Source organism: Arthrobacter sp. TJ-265 (assembly GCF_058269135.1).
This window is the reverse complement of sequence record NZ_JBZCND010000001.1, coordinates 846,534-865,865: the sequence shown is the minus strand read 5'-3', so window position 1 is coordinate 865,865 and position 19,332 is coordinate 846,534. Positions and strand designations below refer to the sequence as shown.

Genomic DNA, 19,332 nt, shown 5'->3' with positions numbered 1-19,332 from the left:
AGAAGCGCCTAGAACAGGGCTCGGGCCAGCGCGCTGCGCGCCTTCGTCACGCGCGGGTCCGTGACGCCGACGACGTCGAACAGTTCCAGCAGCCGCCTGCGGGCCGCTTCCCGGTCCTCGCCGGAGGTCCTGCCGATGAAGGCGATGACGCGGCCGAAGGCGTCCTCGACATGCCCGCCCGTCAGGTCCAGGTCGGCGACGGCCAACTGGGCCTCTAGGGCGTCGGGCTCGTCGGCCCCGCGCTGACGGACGCCGGCGGCGTCGAGGTCCTGGACGCGCTCCATGAGTTCCACCTGCGCGAGGCCGGCCTTCGCGTCGGCGTCGGCCGGCTGCTCCGCGAGGGCACGACGGTACGCGATCGCGGCCGCCCCGTAGTCGCCGCGCTCGATCGCATCGAACGCCTCCTGGTGAAGGGGCGGCAGCGGCGGCTCCTCCGCGCCGGCCGGTCCGGGCTGGGAGCCGTCGTTGAGCGTCCCGGTCACTCCGTTCGCCTCGGCGACCTTCATCAGCTCGTCGAGGTAGGCGCGGATCTGGGGGTCCGGGAGGACACCCTCGAAGAGGGGGACGGGCTGGCCCTTCACCACGGCGACGACGGTCGGCGCACCCTGGGCCTGGAAGGCCTGCGCGATCTGCGGCTGCGCTTGGAGGTCGACGTTGGCGAGCAGCATCCGCCCGTCGAACTCGACGGCGACGGCCTCGAGCACAGTGGTGACCTGGGTGGACTGGTCGCTGTAGGTGGCGCGGAGGTTCACGACCACGGGCACCTGCGACGAGAGCTGCACGAGCTGCGGGAAGGTCTGTTCCGTCACCTCGACGATGTACGGGCTCGGCGCGGCGGCCTGGCGTGCCGCGGCCGGCCGTGCGGCCGCATCCGCGCGTGCCTTGAGGGCGGAGAGGTCCACCGCTCCCCGCAGGTTCATGCTCGACGGCGGCATCCCGCCCCGCTGTGCTGGTGTGGACAATGCTCTGCCTTTCTGTGACTGCTACTGGTTGGAACCGGAGAGGACCGGGAAGGGCGCGGGTCAGCGGAGGGTGGCCGACAGCAACTGCTGGGCGGCACCGATGACCCGGATCCTATCCTCGCTGCCGGCGGGCGGTACGTACATCATCACGGCCTCGCCGTAGTTGACGTCGATGCCCTTCCCGCTCACGGCCTTCCCTGTCAGTGACTGGTACACCGTGCCCTTCAGGTCGATCGTGTCGCCGCGTGCCTTCGGGACGCTGGAGTAGGTGTGGGTGAGGTATCCGAAGACCATGGCCCCGCCGTCACCGGTCAGGAGCGCCTGCGTCTGGTCCTCCTGAGCCGCGTGCGTGAAGGTGATCCTCGCCGCCTTGTTGCCCGGATCCGCGACGACGTCGGCCTGGAACCCGGTGATCGCCTCGGCGAAGGAGTTCTCCTCGAACGTCTCCGCGTTCGGGCCGGAGGGCTTCGTGAGGAAGTCGGCGATGGACGCGACGGAGGCCTGCGGTGCGCTCGCCAGGACGCCGGCGTCGTCGAGGGGCACGGGTCCGGTGGCGCCCGGAGCCGGCGGCGAGGGGAACGTGCTGCCCGGCAGCATCTGCACGGCCGAGGTCAGCCGGTAGTTCTCCCGCGGCGCCTCCTGGACCAGCAGGAGTGCCTGCGGCACCGGGTTGTCCTCACCCTGCGTCAGGGCGACGATCGTCCGGGGCCACCCGGTACCCGTGGGGACCATGTCGAGCAGGAGCGGCGTCGCGGCGACGGGCACGGGCGCCGTGGCCTCCTTGTCCTTGGCGCCCACCGCGTAGGCGCCGGTGCGGAGCTCGAGGGCTGCGCCGTCGACCCGGGGGGCGAGGAGTTCCGCGTCGGCGGCCGCGTCGGCGTCGGTCACGGTGGACGCGACGGCTCCGAGGATGCGGTCGAGCTGGGCGTCGAGGACCACGGGAGGTCCGCTGGCCTCGCTGCCGGCCGACGGCGCCCCGTTGACGGCGGCCGCGGAGGACGGCGCGGGCGACGGCGTCGTCGTCGCCATCGAGGGAGCGATGCCCAGGAGCGACCCCGACCCCACGAGGCCTGAGACCAGAAGGGCCGCGCCGGGGGCGGCGATGCGGGAGGCTCCGCCGGGAGTGCCGGCAGCGGCGTGCCGGCGGGCGTAGGCGCGCGTTCCCTCGACGGGTGCGGGCCGATGCCCGTTCCCGGGTCGGCGGGGCGGGATCAGAAGGAGCGCGATGCCGAGCACGACGACGACTGCGCCGCCGATGATGAGCGGCAGGGCGAGGGGGGTGGACTGGTCGTTGGGAGTGGTGACGGACACCTGCGTGGGGGCGGGTGCGTCGCCGTCGGCCGCGAGCAGGATGGACCAGTCGCCTTCGATGGGCGCGTTCCAGCGGTAGGTCAGCGATCCGTCCCCGGATTCCTCCGCGATCCAGAGATCGCTGCCGCGCGGATCCGGTACCGAGTCCTCGCCCTCGGAGAATCCGGATTCCAGCGCCTCCTCGCCGGGCCCCGTAATACTCAGGTGCGCTGCGTCGCCCACCCACGCCTCCACGTCGGACGCACGCCCGACGGCGAGGGTGAAGGGACCCTCGGCCTCGACCGTCACCTCCACCGGGCCCTCGACGTCCGCTCGGGCGCCGGGCTCGATCACCGTGACCGGTCCGGCCTCGGCGTCCTGTGCGACGCCGGCGGTCACGGTCTCGGCAGGAGCCCAGACCGTCCGCTGTCCGATGCCGAGGAGCATCAGCAGGAGCCCTGCCACGATGATCGGTACTGCTGTCTTCACGCGCACTCGTTGCCTATCGTTGTCCGTGACGGCGGACCGCGTGGCCCCGTCCGCTCTGATTCCGCTCGGGTGGTGCCGCATGCCGCTGCGGCCCCACCCCGGAACAGTTCCTCAATGGTAACGACAATCGTCCGACCGATCCGGCCCCGCGCGAGCCCGGCGCACCCGGACCGTCGTTCGTCAAGAACCCGGCCGCCGGCACCCGGCTGTTAGGGTTTTCGCTAGTCCTCCCTCCCGCGGCCGGACACCGCGCACGTGAAAGCAGAGCCCTTCGTTGACAGACCCCCAGGACGTCCCGCTCGATCAGCCGCTCCCGCGGCCCGAGGCGTCCGCGAACGGCAGCGACGAACGGTCGACCGACGATCAGGCACGGCCGGCCACGCGGCCGTCGTCGGCGTGGCGCTCCCTCTTCACCCTCGCCCGGAACTCGTTCCCGTCCGCCCAGCCGCGCCCACGCTTCGAGTTCCCGCCGGACGTGGAGCCGTCCGAGGTGGCGGTAGACCATGAAGTGTCCCTGGCCGACGAGCGCCTGAAGTTCGGAGGCAACAACGCGCCCACCATGCGCGCGCACCCCATCCACTTCGGTTTCATGATGAGCGTCGGCGTCGGGCTCGCGCTGCTCGCCTTCTTCATCATCACGAATGTCGGCCAGCTCCTGGTCTGGATCGGAGCGGCGCTCTTCATCGCCCTCGGCCTGGACCCGATCGTCCGCTGGCTCGAGACGAAGTACGTCCCGAGGCCCGCCGGCATCGCCGTCTCGCTCCTGATCCTCATGGGCGTGGTGGTGGGGTTCTTCGCGCTGCTCATCCCGACGATCGTGAGCCAGACCTCGCAGATCGTCGACCGCGCGCCGGGTTACGCGGACAGCTTCCTGAACTCGGAGTTCTTCACCAGCGTCGACCGGCAGTTCCAGGTCCGCGAGCGCGTCAGCTCCGAGATCGACAAGTTCTTCGCCAACAGCGAGGCCGTGGGCGGGATCTTCGGCGGCGTCCTCGGGGTGGGGACGGTGATCGTCAACGGGCTCTTCGGAGCGCTCGTGATCCTGGTCCTCGCCCTCTACTTCCTCGCATCCCTGCCGGGCATGAAGAAGTGGGCCTACCGGCTGGCCCCCCGCTCCCGCCGGCCGCGCGTCGAGGTGCTCTCGGAGGAGATCACGCGCAGTGTGGGTCTCTACGTCATCGGCCAGGCATGCGTGGCGCTGCTCAATGCCACGTTCGCGTTCATCGTGATGTCGATCGCGGGTGTGCAGTTCTCCGTGCTGCTGACCTTCGTCGTCGTGCTCCTGGCCTTCATCCCGCTGATCGGTGCGGCCACCGCGGCCGTCCTCGTCTCCCTCATCGCCCTGACGGTGGGCTGGCAGACGGCCCTGCTGTTCGCGATCCCGTACGTCGCCTACCTGCAGTTCGAGGCGTACTTCATCTCCCCGCGGATCATGCACCGCGCGGTCGCGGTGCCCGGGGCGGTCGCGGTGATCGCGGTCATCGCGGGCGGCAGCCTCCTCGGCGTCCTCGGCGCCCTGATCGCCATCCCGACGGCGGCAGCGGTGATGCTGCTGCTCAAGGAGGTCTTCATCGCCCGCCAGGACCGGCTGTAGACCGGTCCGCCATGCGCGCGGGCCCGGTCAGCGCGTTGCCGGTGTGGACGGTGCGACGGCGGACGGGCCGGTCCACTGCGTGGGCAGCGGGAGGTCCACCTCGGGGCGCACGACGCCGACGATCTCGTTGAGGGCGCGCGCCGCGTACTTCTCCCCCACCCACAGGTGCTTCGCCCCGTCGATGCCGACGACCTCGGCCTGCGGCACGCGGGAGAACCGGGCGGCGGCAGCGTCGGGCACCAGGTAGTCGTCGAACTCCGGCACCAGGACCTTCAGGGGCAGGCCGCTGGCAGCCCAGGCGTCGAGGTCGGCGTCGCCCGCGCGGTGCAGCGGTGGCGACAGCAGGATGGCCCCCTCGACGAGTTCGGCCACCGGGTCCTGGGCGCCGTACTTCAGGCACAGCTCGGTGCCGAAGGACCAGCCCACGAGCCAGATGTGGTGCAGCCCCTGCGCCACCGCCCAGTCGACGGCCGCCTGCAGGTCCAGCCGCTCGCCGTCGCCGCCGTCGAACTGCCCGTCGCTGCACCCACGAGGGGAGCACGTGCCGCGCGTGTTGAAGCGCAGGACGGCGATGTCGGCGAGGGCGGGCAGCCGGAAGGACGCCTTCCTGTAGACGTGGGAGTCCATGAAGCCGCCGTGCGTGGGCAGCGGGTGGAGCGTCACGAGGGTGGCCTTCGGGGTACGGTCGCCGGCCGGCGCGGCGAACTCCCCCACGAGCGTCAGACCATCGGCAGTGTGCAGCTCGATGTCGCGCCGATCGGCGGGCAGGACGGTGGACGCGCGGATCTCGATCGGCTCGTCGGTGGTGGAGGTGTGGTCGGTGATGTCGCTCGCCATGCCCCCAGTCTAGGTCGGGGCGGACCGCCGCCCGGCGCGCGAGGGCTGGACGCGTGCGCGGTCAGTAGCGGAAACTGCGGGTCTGCCAGCACCGCACGTGCCAGTGGCGGCGCTCGGCCAGCGCGGTCTGCGGACCGAACAGCGAGTCCTCCCGCCAGACGACGAGATGCGCGATCCCCGGGAGGATGAACGAATGGCACCCGGGACAGGTGTAGGTCTTGGCGGCGTTCCGCTCCGTGATGCGGCGCACCGACCACTCGCCGTCGGGCGCGCTCTCACGGCTGGGGATGCCCGCACGGGCGCGCTCGAGGTCCAGTTCGGGCGGCGGGGTCCACTTGCTCCGCGCACCACCACCGGGTCGGCTGGGTCGGTTGGAACGGGGCACCGCTCCAGTCTGCCACCCGGCCCGGTGCTGAGGCGGTCCTACCGGGGACCGGTCCGCGAATCATGCGCTGCGCTCCCCGCCCGGTAGAGTCGTCCCCGTGCGTCTTGTCATTGCCCGCTGCTCCGTCGACTACATCGGCCGCCTCCGCGCCCATCTCCCGCTGGCCACCCGGCTCCTCATGGTGAAGTCGGACGGCTCCGTGCTGGTGCACTCCGACGGCGGCTCGTACAAGCCCCTGAACTGGATGAGCCCGCCGGCGAACCTCCGCGTGAGCGCGCCCGACGAGGCCGATCGCGCCGAGGGCATCACCGAGGTGTGGACGGTGCAGCACGCCAAGAGCGACGACCGGCTGGTCATCAACATCCGCGAGCACCTGCACGATTCCTCCCACGACCTGGGCGTCGACCCTGGGCTTGTCAAGGACGGTGTGGAGGCCGACCTGCAGCGCCTCCTCGCCGAGCAGATCGAGTTGCTCGGGGCAGGCTTCACGCTGATCCGGCGCGAGTACATGACGGCCATCGGTCCCGTGGACATCCTCGCCCGCGACGCCCAGGGCCGCACGGTGGCCATCGAGCTGAAGCGCCGGGGGGACATCGACGGCGTCGAGCAGCTCACCCGCTACCTCGAGCTGCTGAACCGCGACCCGCTCATGTCCCCCGTGCGGGGTGTGTTCGCGGCCCAGCAGATCAAGCCCCAGGCCCGCGTGCTCGCCACGGACCGCGGCATCGACTGCCTGACGCTGGACTACGACGCCATGCGCGGAGTCGACGACAGCGCGTCCCGGCTCTTCTAGGGCGGCCGCGCCCGGGCCCCTACACTCGGACCATGGCTCTCTCCAGCAGAACGCCCACCGCCCTGTCCGGCCGACTGGTGACCGGCGAGGGTATCGTCGACGACGGCGTCCTGCGATGGCAGGGCTCACGCATTACCGAGGCCGGGATGTCGCACGGCGGCGCACCCCCGGAGCAGCTGCCCGAGGGCTACCTCATCCTCCCGGGACTCATCGACCTGCACTGCCACGGCGCCGGCGGGGGCGATTTCACCTCGGGCTCGGACGCCGACATCGCAGGCGCCGCGGCCCACCTGCATCGCAGTGGTTCGACGACGGTGCTCGCGAGCACGTGCGCGGCGCCGCTGGTGGACCTCGAGGCCGCGTTCGGCAGGCTCGCGGGGGCCGCGGAGGCGGGGCTGATCGCCGGCATCCACGCCGAGGGTCCGTTCCTGTCGAAGAAGCGCCACGGCGCCCAGGATCCGGCCTTCCTGATCCTGCCCACGCAGGAGGACGTCGCGCGCCTCGTCACCGCGGGCCGAGGGCACCTCACCTCGATGACGTACGCCCCGGAGCTGCCGGGCTGCGACGTCCTGGTCTTCGAACTCGTGACCCACGGCGTGATCCCCTCGATCGGGCACACGGACAGTTCGACGGAGGAGACCTCGGACGCCCTGGACCTCATCAACGAGGAACTCGCCTCGACCGGTTTCGCGGGCTTCAGCGGACGCCCGACGGCGACGCACCTGTTCAACGCGATGCCCGTGATGCATCACCGCTCCCCGGGTCCGGTCCCCCTGCTCCTGCAGAGGGCGCGCGCCGGGGAGATCGCCGTCGAACTCATCGCCGACAACGTCCATCTCCACCCGGAGACGATCCGCATGGCCTTCACGATCGCGGGCTCCGAGAACATCTGCCTCGTCAGTGACTCGACCGCGGCAGCGGGCCGCACATCCGGTGAGTACCGCCTCGGTCGGGCCGCCATCACCGTCGTCGACGGCGCGGCCGTGCTGACGGCCACGGGTGTCCTGGCCGGCGGTGCCGGGAGCCTGCTGGACGTCGTCCGGTGCACGGTCGGAGCGGGGGTCGACGTCGTCGACGCGGTGCGCGCAGCGACCGCGGTGCCCGCGATGGTCCTGGGGCTCGGCGACGAGGTGGGCAGCCTCCACGTGGGGTTGCGCGCCGACGCGGTCGTGGTCTCGCCCGACCTCCAGCTCAAGGGCGTACTGCGCGACGGGACGTGGGTCAGGCCGATCGAGGACTGAGGCGGGCGCCTGCAGGATGACGCCGCCGGGGATCAGCGCCAGGTACCGATGCCGATGACGGGGCCGGCCTCGATCCAGGAGGAGAGGCCCGCGTACACGTCGTAGCGCATGGCGAGGTCGAACGGCTCGCCCTCGTGGGCCAGCTGGACGATGATGGCGCCGGGCTGGATCCGCACGCGTTCGGCTTCGGTGGGCGCACGCCAGCCCTCGACCTCGAGGGAGCTCCGGAGGAATCGGAACTTCGGGATGGGGCTCAGCGAGAGCAGGCTGAGCCACTCCAGGTGATTGTCCGTGTAACGACAAACCCCCACCCGCCATCCCTGGGGAGGGAGGCGGATGGAGGCATCGAATGTGCCGAGGGCACGATTGAGCTGGAACCGGCGGAGGAGGAATGCTCCGATCACGAGCACGAGCAGGCCGAAGGCGACCGCAAGGCAGATGAACGTCACACCCAGTGCCTCCATGCTGGAAGGCCTAGGCGGATTCCGGAGTCACCGAACCGCCGACCCTGGCGTTGTCCGCCACGATCACGACGCGGTTGGAATCGACCGAGAAGAATCCTCCGTCCACGCCGACCACCAGGCGCTCGCCGCTGACCGGTTCCACCGAAATCTCGCCGGCTTCAAGGATCGCGAGGATCGGTGCGTGACCGGGGAGGATCCCGATCTGTCCGTTCGCCGTGCGTGCGTTGACCTTGCGTGCCGCGCCCGACCACACGAAGTGGTCGGCCGCGACAACTTCGACCTCGAGTTCGCCCTGTGATGCCATGGGCGTTACTTACCGGTCTGCTGTTGGATCTTGGCCCACTGGCGCTCGACGTCATCGAGTCCGCCGATGTTGAAGAACGCCTGCTCCGCGATGTGGTCGAGGTCGCCGTTGCAGATCGCCGCGAAGCCCTCGATGGTGTCCTTGATGGAGACCGTCGAACCCTCGACGCCGGTGAACTGCTTGGCGGTGTAGGTGTTCTGCGAGAGGAACTGCTGGATGCGGCGCGCACGCGCGACGACGACCTTGTCCTCTTCGCTGAGCTCGTCGATGCCGAGGATCGCGATGATGTCCTGCAGTTCCTTGTTCTTCTGCAGGATCTGCTTCACGCGCACGGCCGTGTTGTAGTGGTCGTGGCCGATGTACTGCGGATCCAGGATGCGCGAGGTCGAGGCGAGCGGGTCCACGGCCGGGTACAGGCCACGGGACGCGATCTCACGGGAGAGCTCGGTGGTCGCATCGAGGTGCGCGAACGTGGTTGCCGGAGCCGGGTCGGTGTAGTCGTCGGCGGGGACGTAGATCGCCTGCATCGAGGTGATCGAGTGGCCCTTGGTCGAGGTGATGCGCTCCTGCAGGAGACCCATCTCGTCGGCCAGGTTCGGCTGGTAGCCCACGGCGGACGGCATACGGCCCAGCAGGGTCGACACCTCGGAACCCGCCTGCGTGAACCGGAAGATGTTGTCGATGAAGAGCAGCACGTCCTGGTTCTGCACATCGCGGAAGTACTCCGCCATGGTCAGGGCCGAGAGCGCCACGCGGAGACGCGTTCCGGGCGGCTCGTCCATCTGGCCGAAGACGAGCGCGGTGTCCTTGAGGACGCCCGCCTCCTCCATCTCGACCCAGAGGTCGTTGCCCTCACGGGTGCGCTCGCCCACGCCGGCGAACACCGAGGTGCCACCGAAGTTGCGGGCCACACGCGTGATCATCTCCTGGATGAGCACGGTCTTGCCGACACCGGCACCACCGAACAGGCCGATTTTCCCACCCTTGATGTACGGCGTCAGCAGGTCAATGACCTTGATGCCGGTCTCGAGCATCTCCGTCGAGCCCTCGAGGGAGGCGAAGCTCGGGGGCTTGCGGTGGATGGGCCAGCGCTCCGTGATCTGCAGCTCGGACTCGTCGACGTCGAGCGGCTTGCCCAGGACGTTGAAGATGTGTCCCTTGACGCCGTCGCCGACGGGCACCGAGATCGCCGCTCCGGTGTCCTGCACCACGGTCCCCCGGACGAGGCCGTCGGTGGCCTGCAGGGAGATGGCGCGCACGAGGTTGTCGCCGAGGTGCTGCGAGGTCTCGAAGGTGATCAGGCGGGTCTCACCGTTGAGAGTGATCTCGGTGGTGAGGGCGTTGTACATTGCGGGGATTGCGTCGGCCGGGAACTCGACGTCGACAACCGGGCCGATGACACGTGCAATACGGCCGGTGGCGCCGGGGGCAACTGAGTCCGTACCGTGTTCAACAGTCTGGGCAGTCATCTCTCTCACTTCATTTACGTAGATGGCGTGGAACTAAGTCTAGCTGTGCACCCGGCACCCTCGAGGGCCCGGATGGGGAGGTGCGTCAGGAGGCGCTCAATGCGTCCGCGCCGGCCACGATCTCCGAGAGTTCCTGGGTGATCTCGGCCTGGCGGGCCGTGTTGCGGAGGCGGGTGTACTTCTTGATCAGCTCCGTCGCGTTGTCGCCCGCGGACTTCATCGCCCGCTGGCGGGCGGCGAGTTCGCTCGCAGCCGCCTGCAGCATGGCGGCGAAGATGCGCGATTCGATGTAGCGCGGCAGGAGGGCGTCCAGGACCTGCTCCGGCTCCGGTTCGTACTCGTACAGCGGCAGGAGGTCACCCTCCTGAGTGACTTCCTCCTCCACGACCTCGAGCGGGAGCAGACGCATGACCGACGGCTCCTGCACGACCATGGAGCGGAACTTCGTGTAGACGACGTGGATCTCGTCCACGCCGCCGTCCTCGTAGTCCTTCAGGAATGCCGCGAGCAGCGCCTCGCCGACCTCGCGGGCCGTGGAGAACTCGGGAGCGTCGGTGGAACCCGTCCAGACCTTCTCGTAGTCGCGGCCACGGAAATCGAAGTAGACCTGGGACTTCCGGCCGACCAGGAAGGCCTGGATCTCCTTGCCCTCCGATCGGAGCGTCTCGAAAAGACCCTCCGCCTGCTTGAGCGCGCTGGCCGAGTACGACCCGGCGAGACCGCGGTCCGAGGTCATCACCAGGACGGCGGCACGTCGGACCTCGCCGTGCTCGGTGGTCAGCGGGTGGTCTATTTCAGACTGCGACGATACGGCCGAAACGGCACGCGTGATCGCGTTGGCGTACGGCAGTGCCGCCGCTACACGCGAACGTGCCTTGCCGATGCGAGAAGTCGCGATCAGCTCCATCGCCTTGAAGATCTTCCGCGTCGACGTGGTCGAGGCGATCTTCTGGCGGTAGACCCGGATCTGGGCTCCCATTGTTGTCCTTTCCTTCGCCCCCGCTACGGGAAGCGATCAGGCCAGGGTCCTGCCGACGGGAGGGGCTGTGCCCCTCCCGTCGTGCAGATCCTCTAGCGCTTCTGTCGAACGATCTTCTCCTGCTCGACCGAATCCGCGTCGATCGCCTGGAATTCCTCGTGACCTGCGCCGAAGCCGTCCGCCCCGGCACCGAAGAAGCCCTGCTTGAAGCCGGTGATCTGCGACTTCAGCTCCTCGGCGGTCGAATCCTCGAGCTTGCCCGTCTGGGCGAGCGTGGTGAGGATCTGCGACTTGTGCCCGAGGTGCTCCAGGAACTCCGTCTCGAAGCGGTTGATGTCCTCCACCGGGACATCGTCGAGGTGGCCGTTGGTCCCGGCCCAGATGGACACGACCTGCTGCTCGACCGGCATCGGCGAGTACTGGCCCTGCTTCAGCAGTTCCATCAGGCGTGCGCCGCGGGTCAGCTGCTGCCGTGACGCCGCATCCAGGTCCGAGGCGAACATGGCGAAAGCCTGCATGTCGCGGTACTGGGCGAGGTCCAGCTTCAACGTGCCCGAGACCTTCTTCATCGACTTCACCTGTGCGGCACCGCCCACGCGGGACACCGACACGCCGACGTCCACGGCGGGACGCTGGTTGGCGTTGAAGAGGTCCGACTGCAGGAAGATCTGGCCGTCGGTGATGGAGATGACGTTGGTCGGGATGTACGCCGAGACGTCGTTGGCCTTCGTCTCGACGAGCGGGAGGCCCGTCATCGAACCGGCACCGAGCTCGTCGGAGAGCTTGGCACAACGCTCCAGCAGGCGGGAGTGCAGGTAGAACACGTCGCCCGGGTAGGCTTCGCGTCCCGGCGGACGCCGCAGCAGGAGGGACACCGCACGGTAGGCCTCGGCCTGCTTCGATAGGTCGTCGAACACGATGAGGACGTGCTTGCCGCCGTACATCCAGTGCTGCCCGATGGCGGAACCGGCGTAGGGGGCGAGGTACTTGAAGCCCGCGGGGTCGGAGGCGGGAGACGCGACGATGGTCGTGTACTCCAGGGCGCCCTTGTCCTCGAGGGTCTGGCGGACGGCGGCGATGGTCGACGCCTTCTGGCCGATGGCCACGTAGATGCAGCGGACCTGCTTGTTCACGTCACCCGAAGCCCAGTTGGCCTTCTGGTTGATGATGGTGTCCACGGCGATCGCGGTCTTGCCGGTCTGGCGGTCGCCGATGATCAGCTGGCGCTGTCCACGGCCGATCGGGATCATCGCGTCGATGGCCTTGAGGCCGGTCTGCATGGGTTCGTGCACCGACTTGCGCTGCGTGACGCCAGGAGCCTGGGTCTCGAGGGCACGGCGTCCTTCGGCGACGATCTCACCGAGGTCGTCGATCGGCTGGCCCAGGGGGTCGACGACGCGACCGAGGAAGGCGTCACCGACGGGAACCGAGAGGATCTCGCCCGTCCGGTGTACTTCCTGGCCCTCTTCGATCCCGTTGTAGTCACCGAGCACGACGACACCGATTTCCCGGGTGTCGAGGTTCTGGGCGAGTCCGAGCGTGCCGTCCTCGAACCGCAGCAGCTCGTTGGCCATGACGGAGGGAAGACCCTCGACACGGGCAATGCCGTCACTGGCGGTGGTCACGCGGCCGACTTCGACGCGCTCCGCGTTTCCGGGCTCGTAGGACGCCGCAAAGTCGTTCAACGCACTACGGACGTCTTCGGCGTTGATGGTCAATTCGGCCATCTCAGTCCCTGCTCTCCTGTGTTGTGATCACCATGGGATGCGTGGCGACCGGTGTGTGATTCAGTGGGTGTGGCGCGGATCGGATAGGGCGCGAGCGCCCTATCCCGCCAGCTTGCGGCGCAGTTCGGACAGCCGCGTGATGACGGTCGAATCGACCATCTCGTCGCCCACGCTGACACGGACTCCGCCGATCAGTGTGGGGTCTACCTTGACGTTGACCTTGAGCTCGCGGCCGTACATCGCGTTGAGGCCGGACTCCAGCCGCTCGAGCTGGCTTGCCGTCAGCGGACGGGTGACGCTGACGTTGGCAATCCAGCGCTGCTGGCGCGCGGCGACCAGTTCGAGGAACCGTTCGACGAGGATCGCGGGCTTGAGTCCGCGCGGCGAGCGCACGGCCTGGCTGATGAGGAGCCTGCCCGCCGGCCCGGCCTGCGGCACGAGCTTCAGGCCGAGGACGACCTTCGACTCCGGGGTGGCCTGCGCATCCGAGAGCGCCCTCTGCAGGGCGTGGTTCGAGGCGACCACCTGGGTGAAGGAGTACAGCTCGTTCTCGAGCCGGTCCAGGCCCTCCACACCGCTTCCCTGCTCGGCCACCGCGATGACCACGGTCGCCGCGAGGGTCTCCAGGGCATCACCGATGTCGCGGGCGTTGGCCCACCGCTCGCTGACGAGGTCCCTGACCACGGCTGCGGCTTCGGACGAGACACGGCCGGCGATCAGCTGGTCGACGAGCACCGCCTTGTCCTTGCCGGTGCGGGACGGGTCGGTGAGCGCACGGCGCAGACCGGCGTTGGTGTCGAGGATCGACAGCACGCCGAACAGCTCTTCCGCGAGGCCGAGGGTTGCGCCCTGCAGTCGGGACTCCAGCCCTTCACGGACCGTTGCCAGGGACTGGCTCGATACTCCTGCCATTACTTCGCCGCACCTGCACTGTTCGAGACCGCACCCTGCGACGAAGTCTCGAGGTCGGCGAGGAAGCGGTCGATGACGCGGGAGGAACGGGCGTCGTCGGCGAGGGACTCCCCGACGATCCGGCTGGCCAGATCGGTCGCGAGCGTACCGACCTCGGTACGGAGCGAGACCACGGCGGCCTGGCGCTCGGCCTCGATCTGCACGTGGGCCTGCTCGGAGATGCGTGCCGACTCCGCGGCCGCCTTCTCCTTCAGGTCCGCGAGGATCTGCGCACCTTCGGCGCGCGCTTCCTCACGGATGCGGTTGGCCTCGGTGCGGGCATCCACAAGCTGCTGCTTGTACTCCTCCAGCGCCGCGTTGGCTTCCGCCTGGGCGGCTTCCGCCTTGGCGATACCACCCTCGATGGCAGCCGTTCGTTCTTCGAACGTCTTCTCGAATGCCGGCATGACGTACTTGATGACGATGAACATCAGCACGGCGAAGCCGGCCAGTGTCACGAGGAACTCCCACCAGTTCGGTGCGAGCGGGCTCGAGCCCTCCTCCGCCGCCATAATCGCTGCGTTAAGCATTTTTCACCCGTCTTTCTTCAGCTTGTCTTCGGTCGGTCAGGGCGGCCTTGTCAGGCGCCGATGACGAAGGCGAAGACGAGGCCCAGGATCGCGAGGGCTTCGGTCAGCGCGAGGCCGAGGAAGGCGATGGGCTGGAGGACACGCTGTGCCTCAGGCTGGCGAGCTACGCCATTGATGTAGGCCGCGAAGACGAGACCCACACCGACACCACCGCCGATTGCGGAGAGACCGTATCCAACGAGGTTGAGGCTACCCTGTACTTCCATTGTGTTCCTTTCAAGATGCCGCCTTGATGCGACAGGTTGTTTGGGATCATCCCCGACGGGGAAGACTTGTGTGAATCAGTGGGCGTCGGCGTTGAGCGCGCCTTCGATGTAGATCGCGGCCAGCAGCGTGAAGACGTAGGCCTGCAGGACCATGATCAGGGCCTCCAGCATGTACATCGCGACGGCGCCGAGGAGGACCAGGACGCTGGTGCCCTGCAGCAGGATGTTGCCCGTCATCACCATGTACTCGATGGCGGATCCCGCGAGGGTCACGATCAGGTGGCCGGCGAGCATCGTGGCGAACAGTCGCAGCGAGTGGGTGACCGGACGGACGATGAAGTTCGAGATGATCTCGATCGGCACGACGATCGGCAGGATGTACCAGGGGACGCCCGAGGGGACGACGGCCAGCTTGAAGTACCGCAGGCCGTGCTTCCGGATACCGATGCCTACCCAGAGGAGGTAGAAGATCGCCGCGATGGCGTAGGCACTGCCCGGGTGCGAGAAGGTGGGCAGCTGCAGGAACGGGATGGCCCCGAAGATGTTGTTCACCAGCACGAAGAAGAAGGCGGTGAAGAGCCAGGGGACGTACTTCATGAAGTCCCGGCCGCCGATGATGTCCTTGCCGATGGAGTTGCGGACGAAGCCGTACGCCGACTCACCGAGGAACTGCACCTTGCCGGGGACCATCTGGCGGCGTCGTGACGCGATCAGGAAGAAGGTGGCGATGATGACCACGGACAGGATGACCATGAGCATCTGCTTGCCGAAGCCGGGGTCGAACCAGACGCCGTAGGGGTCACCCCAGGGGAGGATGTCCCGGTAGTGGGTGTCCTCGATCGTCGGGGCTACGAATCCCTCTTCGGTAGTTGCGGCCGGGAGCGCAAGCGCGATCAACGCGTTTCCTCTCTGCAGTGTCCATCGTTGGGCAAGATCTGTTCGGCCGCAGCGTGACTGGTCCGACTCATGAAGTTATGGGGATTCACTACGGTTCTTCCTCGGCACCGGGCGTCGACCGGGATCCGCCGTGCGGATTCGGTGTGTGGTTCCGGGTGAGGTTGTGCATGTGGGAGAGATAGAAACCCCCTGCTGCACCTAAGAACGCTCCCGCCAGCACCAACCAGCGCGTGTCGAGGAGATTATCCAGCCCCCAGCCTATCAAACTCCATACCGCGATCCCGCCAATCATGTAGCTCAGGACGGCGATGCCGGCGTTGTAGCCGCCGTTGGAGAAACGGGCCTCGCCCGGCGCCGGACTGCCGTCGGCGGGGTCGTCGGGACCCGGGGAGACACCGCTCATATCAGGGTCCTTCCGGTGGCCGCGTGGCCGGGCGCGTCGCGGCCGTCCCGGGCTGGTCGTCGTAGAGGGGGGTGCGGAGCCGCGAGAACGCGACGACCTCGGCCACTTGCCAGACGATCACGGTCGCGAGGGCGCCCCAGAAGAACCACGTGCGCTCGAGCCAGTCCGGGGTGCCGAACAGGAACAGGACGGCGCCGAATCCGACGACCTTGATGGCGTAGGTGACGGCGAACAGTCCGAGCGCCCCGGACGGATTGGTCCTGCCCGTGAAGTGGCCGATCAGGAGGCTGATGCCGAAGAACACGATGACGAGGGCCGCGCCGAACAGTACGCTCAGGCCGGCGGTGGCTGAGGCGGCGACCAGCGCCGCGGCAGCAAGCAGGACCGCGGTCGCCGCGCCCCCGGCGGCACTCCACCCGAGGATGCGGAGCCAGGGACTCCGGGTGGGTCCCGACGCCGGGATGAGCGTGGCGTCGTCGGCTCCGGTGGCCGGGTTCTCCGGTCGTGGCACGTGCTGTCCGCTCTGTTGGCTGCGCCGTGGGCGCCCTGCTGGTCCCCGGTCGACGGCGTCGTGAGGGTTGGAGCCGGATGCGCGGGACCGCAGGTCACCGCGCCCGGCGCCTGAAATTCTACCCCACGGCGGGGTTCGCGCCCCGGCTCAGGCCCCCACCGCCGTCCGACGACGGGCGATGGCGCGGAAGATCCTCGGCGAGAAGAGGTACAGCGCGACCACGGCCGCGGCGAACAGCGAGGCGGACACCGCGAGGGGTGCGGCGGCGGTGGCGAGCACGAAGCCCGCGGCCCCGGTGAGCGCGGACAGGACACTCACGAGGAGTGCGACCTGCACGTGGGTGAGCCCGGTGTCGGTGAGCCTCTGGTACACGTGCTGACGGTGTGCGACGTAGAGACGCTCCCCGCGTCGTGCCCGGCGCAGGAACGTGGTGAACGTGTCGGCGAGATAGATGAGCACCGGCGAGAGGAGGTACTCGAGGTAGACGCCCGCGAGAAGCCCCGTGACCGCGATGGCCGCGATTGACGCTCCGAGCAGGTAGCTGCCGACGTCGCCCAGGAACACGAAACCCCGGCCGAGGTTCCAGGGCAGGAAGCCCGCGAAGGCGGCCGCGACCACGAGCCCCGCGACCGTCAGCCACAGCTGGTCGCTGAGGACCCCTGCCCACGAGTAGAAGAGGCCCACGACCACCCCGTGCATGCCGGAGATCCCGTTGATGCCGTCCATGAAGTTGGCCGCGTTGATGTAGGTGGCCACGGCGACGGCCCCGACCGGCACCCACCAGTAGCTGCTGTCCTCGATCGTCGTGGCGAGGACGATCGTACCGAGCGCACCGATCAGGAGCTGCGCGGCGGCGCGCACCCTGACGGACAGTCCCCTGAGGTCCTCGATCCAGCCGAGCGTCGCTGCGGCGGCCACCATGCCGATGACGACGAGCACGAGCGAGCGGTCGACGGCGACCAGGCGGATGGCGAGGGAGACGGCGAGGGCCACGAGGATCGCGATCGCGACGGCCATCCCCATGCCCCGGATCACGACGGTGCTGTGCGAGGAACGGCTGTTGGGGATGTCGACCACGCCCCACCGCCTCAGCAGGGGCTTCACGACGAAGGGCAGCGCGAGGGACAGTCCCAGGGCGACGAGCCCGACGATCACCAGCTGCGCGGTCATGCGGCGGGCCCCGCGGTGCCGGCGGTGGACGGTGCGGTGCGGGCGGAGTGCTCCACGGCGTCACCCAGGAGGACACCGATCTGCCCCCGCCCGAAGCCGCCCTCGGCCTTCCAGCGCTGGAGGCTCAGCGTCTCCGGATGCAGCGGCGCCACCGACGTGTGGGAGATCTTCGGGTGGAGGGGGCGGGAGTCGTTCTCACCGACGCCGATCAGGTCCTCGTGCATCTTCTCGCCGGGCCGCAGGCCCGTGAAGACGATGTCGATGTCCTTGCCGGACATCGCGATCATGCGCTGGGCGACGTCGAGGATCTTCACGGCCTCGCCCATGTCGAGGATGAGGACCTCCCCTCCCCTGCCGATCGCCCCCGCCTGGACGACGAGCTGGCAGGCCTCGGGGATGGTCATGAAGAAGCGCGTCACCTCGGGGTCGGTCACGGTGATCGGACCGCCGTTGCGGATCTGCTCGGTGAACAGCGGGAGCATGGACCCGCGGCTGCCGATCACGTTGCCGAAACGGACCGACACGTACCCCCTGCCCGTGTCCTCCGCATGCCACGAGGTGAGTTTCTCGGCGACGCGCTTGGAGTGCCCGAGGACGCTCGTGGGGTCCGCCGCCTTGTCCGTGGAGATGTTGACGAAGTTGGTCACGTCGACGGCGGCCGCGGCACGGAGGACGTTCAGCGAACCCTGGACGTTGGTCTTCCAGGCTTCCTCCGGATACTGCTCCAGCAGCGACACGTGCTTGAGGGCGGCCGCGTGGAAGACGACCTCGGGCTTGCGGTCCTCGAAGATGTTCAGCAGCGCGTCCGCGTCCCGGATGTCGGCGAGGACGGTGTCACGACCGGTCAGCAGGCCGCGCCCGGTGAGGGAGATCTGCGTGGACTGGAGGCCGGTCTCGTCGCGGTCGAGCATGATGAGCTCCGCCGGGGCGAAGGTCGCCAGCTGGCGGCACAGTTCGGAGCCGATCGACCCGCCGGCCCCGGTCACGAGCACGCGCTTCCCGGTCACGTACCCGGCGACCTCGTCCGGATGGATGTCCACGGGACGGCGACCGATGAGGTCCTCGACGGCGACCTCCCGGAAGTCCGCGATGGCGGCGCCGGCGGCGCCGAGCATGTCCCGCAGCGGTGGCAGGACGAGCACCCTGATGCCGAGCCCCGCGACGAGGTCGGAGACGCGGCGCACCTGCGCGGCCTCCACCTCCGCGAACGCGATGACCAGGACCGAGGCCTGCGTCCTCGCCGCAATGTCGCGCAGGTCGTCGACCCGCCCGAGGACCGGCACGGTGGAGAGCCGCAGGTGCTTCTTGGCAGGATCGTCGTCGATCAGGCCGACGGGGAAGTAGGGAGAGCCCGGGTCCTGCATCATGCGGCCCACGAGCGAGTTGCCGAGGAACCCCGCCCCGTAGATCAGCGTGCGCTGCGCGTCCTCGCCGGGCTTCGCCTTGCTCTCCACGTACATGCGCTTCAGGTAGCGGGTGGCGGCCAGGAACATGCACGCGAAGGGGAAGGCGATGATGCCGATGCTGCGCGGGACCTCGATCACCGTGAAGAACGCGACGCTGACCAGCACCAGGATGACGGCGACGAGCACCGCCACGATGACGAGCAGCTTCGCCTCGTGGAAGCTCCCGAAGCTGTACCTCCCCCGGTACAGCGCGAAGCTGAGCCCCACCACCAGCTGGGCGACGACGGCCACCGCGCAGAACGTGGCGATACCCGGGACGTTGATCTCCTTGACGAGGAGCTCGTAGCGGAGGATCAGCGCGAGGAGGATGGCCACGATCCAGGCCGCGGCGTCGAGCAGGTACTGCGACCACAGCCAGATCGCCGGTTTGTCGCCGGAGGAGGCTACGGCCGTGGAGCCGGGTGTCCGGGCGGAGGCCCGGCCTTCGTTGAGTCCCATGATTCCTAACGGTGTCATGCAGGCGTCCACCGCGTCACCGGGCGTGGCCGCGGCCCGGAAGCCCCGCACCCGTGGTGTGGGGACACGTCCGACCGGGGCTGGAACACGGTGTAATAGACTGCTATTACCCCAGAATACTAACTGCCCCACCTGTGCCAGGCCCGTT

Annotated in this window: 20 protein-coding genes; 3 read left to right on the top strand and 17 right to left on the bottom strand. The window is 68.8% G+C overall.

Annotation, left to right across the window (positions count from 1 at the left end):
- Nucleotides 1-8: 8 nt before the first annotated feature.
- Together AC4D2E_RS04125 and AC4D2E_RS04120 are read right to left on the bottom strand one after the other, a co-directional pair.
- A complete protein-coding gene (locus AC4D2E_RS04125) occupies nucleotides 9-962 on the bottom strand; it encodes a co-chaperone YbbN (RefSeq protein ID WP_490909611.1) in 954 nt (317 codons plus the stop codon).
- A 60-nt stretch (nucleotides 963-1,022) separates the two neighbouring features.
- Nucleotides 1,023-2,741 carry a DUF8094 domain-containing protein gene (locus AC4D2E_RS04120; RefSeq protein WP_490951737.1) on the bottom strand — a complete coding sequence of 573 codons (1,719 nt, stop codon included), beginning with the start codon at nucleotides 2,739-2,741 and terminating at the stop codon, nucleotides 1,023-1,025.
- Between the two features lie 274 nt (nucleotides 2,742-3,015).
- Between AC4D2E_RS04120 and AC4D2E_RS04115 the strand changes: the two genes are divergently transcribed.
- Nucleotides 3,016-4,335 carry an AI-2E family transporter gene (locus tag AC4D2E_RS04115; RefSeq protein ID WP_490951736.1) on the top strand — a complete coding sequence of 440 codons (1,320 nt, stop codon included), beginning with the start codon at nucleotides 3,016-3,018 and terminating at the stop codon, nucleotides 4,333-4,335.
- Nucleotides 4,336-4,362: 27 nt separating this feature from the next.
- Here AC4D2E_RS04115 and AC4D2E_RS04110 read toward each other — a convergent pair whose 3' ends face one another.
- On the bottom strand, nucleotides 4,363-5,172 hold the full coding sequence (locus tag AC4D2E_RS04110; RefSeq protein WP_490951735.1) for an alpha/beta hydrolase: 810 nt from the start codon (nucleotides 5,170-5,172) through the stop codon (nucleotides 4,363-4,365).
- Between the two features lie 61 nt (nucleotides 5,173-5,233).
- Nucleotides 5,234-5,557: an Rv1322 family protein gene (locus tag AC4D2E_RS04105; RefSeq protein WP_490909614.1), complete on the bottom strand. Its 324-nt coding sequence runs from the start codon at nucleotides 5,555-5,557 to the stop codon at nucleotides 5,234-5,236.
- Between the two features lie 97 nt (nucleotides 5,558-5,654).
- Between AC4D2E_RS04105 and nucS the strand changes: the two genes are divergently transcribed.
- Both nucS and AC4D2E_RS04095 read left to right on the top strand, forming a co-directional pair.
- Nucleotides 5,655-6,350 carry an endonuclease NucS gene (gene nucS, locus AC4D2E_RS04100; protein ID WP_490909615.1) on the top strand — a complete coding sequence of 232 codons (696 nt, stop codon included), beginning with the start codon at nucleotides 5,655-5,657 and terminating at the stop codon, nucleotides 6,348-6,350.
- A 32-nt stretch (nucleotides 6,351-6,382) separates the two neighbouring features.
- A complete protein-coding gene (locus AC4D2E_RS04095) occupies nucleotides 6,383-7,591 on the top strand; it encodes an N-acetylglucosamine-6-phosphate deacetylase (protein ID WP_490951734.1) in 1,209 nt (402 codons plus the stop codon).
- A gap of 32 nt (nucleotides 7,592-7,623) precedes the next feature.
- On the opposite strand, the gene AC4D2E_RS04090 is transcribed toward AC4D2E_RS04095, so the two are convergent.
- The 13 genes from AC4D2E_RS04090 to AC4D2E_RS04030 form a co-directional block, all read right to left on the bottom strand.
- Complete coding sequence (locus AC4D2E_RS04090) at nucleotides 7,624-8,055, bottom strand: DUF2550 domain-containing protein (RefSeq protein WP_104165643.1); 432 nt, start codon at nucleotides 8,053-8,055, stop codon at nucleotides 7,624-7,626.
- A 10-nt stretch (nucleotides 8,056-8,065) separates the two neighbouring features.
- Complete coding sequence (locus tag AC4D2E_RS04085) at nucleotides 8,066-8,359, bottom strand: F0F1 ATP synthase subunit epsilon (protein WP_104165645.1); 294 nt, start codon at nucleotides 8,357-8,359, stop codon at nucleotides 8,066-8,068.
- A gap of 5 nt (nucleotides 8,360-8,364) precedes the next feature.
- Nucleotides 8,365-9,828 (bottom strand): F0F1 ATP synthase subunit beta, encoded by a 1,464-nt coding sequence (atpD, locus tag AC4D2E_RS04080; RefSeq protein ID WP_490909617.1) that lies wholly within the window; start codon nucleotides 9,826-9,828, stop codon nucleotides 8,365-8,367.
- Between the two features lie 85 nt (nucleotides 9,829-9,913).
- Nucleotides 9,914-10,807, bottom strand: coding sequence for a F0F1 ATP synthase subunit gamma (locus tag AC4D2E_RS04075; RefSeq protein ID WP_104165648.1), 894 nt, complete (start codon nucleotides 10,805-10,807; stop codon nucleotides 9,914-9,916).
- Nucleotides 10,808-10,899: 92 nt separating this feature from the next.
- Nucleotides 10,900-12,534, bottom strand: a complete 1,635-nt coding sequence (gene atpA / locus AC4D2E_RS04070) for a F0F1 ATP synthase subunit alpha (RefSeq protein ID WP_104165650.1) — start codon at nucleotides 12,532-12,534, stop codon at nucleotides 10,900-10,902.
- A 99-nt stretch (nucleotides 12,535-12,633) separates the two neighbouring features.
- Entirely contained in the window at nucleotides 12,634-13,446 is an 813-nt protein-coding gene (locus AC4D2E_RS04065) for a F0F1 ATP synthase subunit delta (RefSeq protein ID WP_490951733.1), read from the bottom strand.
- Nucleotides 13,446-14,015: a F0F1 ATP synthase subunit B gene (locus AC4D2E_RS04060; RefSeq protein ID WP_104165654.1), complete on the bottom strand. Its 570-nt coding sequence runs from the start codon at nucleotides 14,013-14,015 to the stop codon at nucleotides 13,446-13,448. Before AC4D2E_RS04060 ends, AC4D2E_RS04065 begins: the two co-directional genes overlap by 1 nt.
- A 50-nt stretch (nucleotides 14,016-14,065) precedes the next feature.
- On the bottom strand, nucleotides 14,066-14,281 hold the full coding sequence (locus AC4D2E_RS04055; protein WP_104165655.1) for an ATP synthase F0 subunit C: 216 nt from the start codon (nucleotides 14,279-14,281) through the stop codon (nucleotides 14,066-14,068).
- 75 nt (nucleotides 14,282-14,356) lie between these two features.
- Entirely contained in the window at nucleotides 14,357-15,178 is an 822-nt protein-coding gene (atpB, locus tag AC4D2E_RS04050; protein WP_104165657.1) for a F0F1 ATP synthase subunit A, read from the bottom strand.
- An 88-nt stretch (nucleotides 15,179-15,266) separates the two neighbouring features.
- Complete coding sequence (locus AC4D2E_RS04045) at nucleotides 15,267-15,581, bottom strand: hypothetical protein (RefSeq protein ID WP_490909620.1); 315 nt, start codon at nucleotides 15,579-15,581, stop codon at nucleotides 15,267-15,269.
- A 1-nt stretch (nucleotide 15,582) separates the two neighbouring features.
- Complete coding sequence (locus AC4D2E_RS04040; RefSeq protein WP_490909621.1) at nucleotides 15,583-16,092, bottom strand: Cg1360 family ATP-synthase-associated protein; 510 nt, start codon at nucleotides 16,090-16,092, stop codon at nucleotides 15,583-15,585.
- 147 nt (nucleotides 16,093-16,239) lie between these two features.
- The gene (locus tag AC4D2E_RS04035) at nucleotides 16,240-17,262 is read right to left on the bottom strand and encodes an MraY family glycosyltransferase (protein ID WP_490951732.1); all 1,023 of its coding nucleotides are present in this window, start codon (nucleotides 17,260-17,262) and stop codon (nucleotides 16,240-16,242) included.
- A complete protein-coding gene (locus AC4D2E_RS04030; protein ID WP_490951731.1) occupies nucleotides 17,259-19,166 on the bottom strand; it encodes a polysaccharide biosynthesis protein in 1,908 nt (635 codons plus the stop codon). The genes AC4D2E_RS04035 and AC4D2E_RS04030 overlap by 4 nt, the downstream gene beginning before the upstream one ends.
- Nucleotides 19,167-19,332: the final 166 nt, after the last annotated feature.

What these genes read in the sequence shown, in the direction of transcription:
- AC4D2E_RS04110 (WP_490951735.1), bottom strand. Translation starts at nt 5,172, where the DNA reads ATGGCGAGCGACATCACCGACCACACCTCCACCACCGACGAGCCGATC.
- AC4D2E_RS04095 (WP_490951734.1), top strand. Translation starts at nt 6,383, where the DNA reads ATGGCTCTCTCCAGCAGAACGCCCACCGCCCTGTCCGGCCGACTGGTG.
- AC4D2E_RS04090 (WP_104165643.1), bottom strand. Translation starts at nt 8,055, where the DNA reads ATGGAGGCACTGGGTGTGACGTTCATCTGCCTTGCGGTCGCCTTCGGC.
- AC4D2E_RS04085 (WP_104165645.1), bottom strand. Translation starts at nt 8,359, where the DNA reads ATGGCATCACAGGGCGAACTCGAGGTCGAAGTTGTCGCGGCCGACCAC.
- atpD (WP_490909617.1), bottom strand. Translation starts at nt 9,828, where the DNA reads ATGACTGCCCAGACTGTTGAACACGGTACGGACTCAGTTGCCCCCGGC.
- AC4D2E_RS04075 (WP_104165648.1), bottom strand. Translation starts at nt 10,807, where the DNA reads ATGGGAGCCCAGATCCGGGTCTACCGCCAGAAGATCGCCTCGACCACG.
- atpA (WP_104165650.1), bottom strand. Translation starts at nt 12,534, where the DNA reads ATGGCCGAATTGACCATCAACGCCGAAGACGTCCGTAGTGCGTTGAAC.
- AC4D2E_RS04065 (WP_490951733.1), bottom strand. Translation starts at nt 13,446, where the DNA reads ATGGCAGGAGTATCGAGCCAGTCCCTGGCAACGGTCCGTGAAGGGCTG.
- AC4D2E_RS04060 (WP_104165654.1), bottom strand. Translation starts at nt 14,015, where the DNA reads ATGCTTAACGCAGCGATTATGGCGGCGGAGGAGGGCTCGAGCCCGCTC.
- AC4D2E_RS04055 (WP_104165655.1), bottom strand. Translation starts at nt 14,281, where the DNA reads ATGGAAGTACAGGGTAGCCTCAACCTCGTTGGATACGGTCTCTCCGCA.
- AC4D2E_RS04045 (WP_490909620.1), bottom strand. Translation starts at nt 15,581, where the DNA reads ATGAGCGGTGTCTCCCCGGGTCCCGACGACCCCGCCGACGGCAGTCCG.
- AC4D2E_RS04035 (WP_490951732.1), bottom strand. Translation starts at nt 17,262, where the DNA reads ATGACCGCGCAGCTGGTGATCGTCGGGCTCGTCGCCCTGGGACTGTCC.
- AC4D2E_RS04030 (WP_490951731.1), bottom strand. Translation starts at nt 19,166, where the DNA reads ATGGGACTCAACGAAGGCCGGGCCTCCGCCCGGACACCCGGCTCCACG.